Annotated in this window: 4 protein-coding genes; 2 read left to right on the top strand and 2 right to left on the bottom strand. The window is 45.8% G+C overall.

The window, feature by feature from the left end; translation table 11 throughout:
• Positions 1 to 31: 31 nt before the first annotated feature.
• Positions 32 to 433, top strand: coding sequence for a gp53-like domain-containing protein (locus WC5_RS24510; protein WP_016231850.1), 402 nt, complete (start codon positions 32 to 34; stop codon positions 431 to 433).
• Between the two features lie 21 nt (positions 434 to 454).
• Positions 455 to 895: a tail fiber assembly protein gene (locus tag WC5_RS00260; RefSeq protein WP_016231849.1), complete on the top strand. Its 441-nt coding sequence runs from the start codon at positions 455 to 457 to the stop codon at positions 893 to 895.
• Here WC5_RS00260 and WC5_RS00265 read toward each other — a convergent pair.
• Together WC5_RS00265 and WC5_RS00270 are read right to left on the bottom strand one after the other, a co-directional pair.
• Positions 867 to 1,469 (bottom strand): tail fiber assembly protein, encoded by a 603-nt coding sequence (locus WC5_RS00265; protein ID WP_016231848.1) that lies wholly within the window; start codon positions 1,467 to 1,469, stop codon positions 867 to 869. The genes WC5_RS00260 and WC5_RS00265 overlap by 29 nt on opposite strands.
• Positions 1,469 to 2,000, bottom strand: a 532-nt coding sequence (locus WC5_RS00270) for a phage tail protein (protein ID WP_016231847.1), incomplete at its 5' end; no start/stop codon positions are given. The genes WC5_RS00270 and WC5_RS00265, both read right to left, overlap by 1 nt.

Below are 2,000 nucleotides of genomic sequence, written 5' to 3'. Positions count from 1 at the left end.
ATAGCCAATTTGCATAAAAAGCATCCCGTTTATGTTAGTGAAAATGCTATTAGATAGCTCTGTTCACGAAGTTAAAAACGTTGGTTTGGGAGAAGCGGCAAAACGGAATGTGGGGACAGGGGCGAATCAGATACCTGATATGGGTAGCTTCACGCTTTCTGTTTCAGGTACTGGATATCAAAAATTACCATCAGGTTTTATTCTTCAGTGGGGCTCAATCGGCGCACCAGGCATTGCACAGGATGTAGTAACTCATTTCCCGATTGCATTTCCAAACAGATGTCTGCGTGTTTTGGTCTCACAAGACTACACACCAGATAGCGGGGCTGTTGGTTATATTGCCTGTGCAGGTTTTAGTCCCGACCCGGTTAAATTTATATCCAGAGCCAGTACTCCTGGCCTCGGCGCTTCATTTTTAGCGTTAGGCTGTTAATTTAGCTATATGGAGTGAAAAATGAATTACATATATTCCGCGACTACAAACTCTTTCTATCCGCTGGAGATGAAAGAGGATTACACTCAAGCAGACTCATGGCCAGATGATGCTGTTGAAGTTGATGAGCAAGTGTATATTGAGTTTTCCGGATTACCGCCGAAAGGAAAAATCCGTATCGCTGGAGAAAATGGTTTTCCTGCATGGTCTGAAATTCCACCACCAACACATGAGGAACAGATTGCTGCAGCCGAACTGGAAAAGCAGCAACTGATTAATCAGGCCAACGATTATATGAACAGTAAACAATGGCCTGGTAAAGCGGCTATTGGTCGTCTGAAAGGTGAGGAACTGGCGCAATATAATTTGTGGCTGGATTATCTGGACGCACTGGAACTGGTTGATACCTCCAGAGCTCCAGATATTGAATGGCCTACGCCTCCGGCAGTTCAGGCCAGATGACATTCGGCGCGGTGCTGGTATCTGTTGCCGTCACTGCGTCAATGTAATCCAGCACAGCGTTAAGTCGGGTGGTTTCTGCCTGCGTCAGCTTCCGTCCGGCCTGTAGTTTCAGTTGAATCAGACTAATGGAAGCCATTGCAGTATCAATCAGTGACTGACGCTGTGCTTCTGCCGCGCCTACTGCGGCGCTATGCTGTGCCACAGTATCTGTTACCCATTTCTCACCATCCCATTCATCGTATGGCGTTAACGGGGCGATAGTGGTTGTATTTTCAGGATAATCACCCGGACCTGTGATTTCTTTCGATTCTCCCGTTTCGGTGTTATAGACAACTTCACCGCGATGGTCTGGCACATATTCCCATGAGTTTAAATCTGCCGAACGGCAGATTGCATAACCAGCCTTATGTGTGCCAGGAGCATCTAAACAGGAATATGCAGGGATACCGACACCCACAGCAAGATATTCAGTTGATGCAGAAATATACTCCCGTGTCTCACTGTCATAGTTGTAAACGATGATGTTTCCTGCCTGTACGGCAATAAGTTCATTATTCAATATCGCGCTATTCATTATGCAGCTCTCACAATATAGTTAAATGCAATATTTCTCGGACGGGTTTCACGCCCACCAGGAATTTGAAAAGCATTAGCGGTTGTAGATCCGACTTCCTGATTAATTCCTGTTGTATAAATACCACTCACACCATTTTGCAATGCAAATACTGTTGCGGTTCCAGGCCCACCACCTGGCCCAAAATACTTAAGTTCGAACTTTTTAATATCATCACTCTGAATATTCAATAAAGCACGTCCTGTATCAATGCCGCGTCCATCATCCCAGCCACGAATAAACTCACCGCGTAAATCAGGTAATTTTAACGTTGGGTAAGCCTTTGCCAGATTTGGGTACTTTTCAGAAGAAAATGCTGCACCATTGCATTTCAGCCAGCCTGTTGGCGGAGTGGCTGAAGGCCACGGAACAGGGACACCAACAGGTAATGCAGAGCCTTCTCCCAAACCAAGGTAATTAAGAACGCTCTGAATACTGGGCTTACTAAGAATTGCACGTCCAACACTTGTCAGTGCAGTTAACGCGGCACTA

The sequence above is a fragment of the Escherichia sp. KTE114 genome, assembly GCF_000407765.1.
Classification (GTDB): Bacteria; Pseudomonadota; Gammaproteobacteria; order Enterobacterales; family Enterobacteriaceae; genus Escherichia; species Escherichia ruysiae.
Note: the sequence above shows the minus strand (reverse complement) of the source record. Positions and strands in the feature narration are given on the sequence as shown.

Excerpts from the sequence above, each read along its gene's own strand:
- WC5_RS24510 (WP_016231850.1), top strand. The coding sequence starts at position 32 with ATGTTAGTGAAAATGCTATTAGATAGCTCTGTTCACGAAGTTAAAAAC.
- WC5_RS00260 (WP_016231849.1), top strand. The coding sequence starts at position 455 with ATGAATTACATATATTCCGCGACTACAAACTCTTTCTATCCGCTGGAG.
- WC5_RS00265 (WP_016231848.1), bottom strand. The coding sequence starts at position 1,469 with ATGAATAGCGCGATATTGAATAATGAACTTATTGCCGTACAGGCAGGA.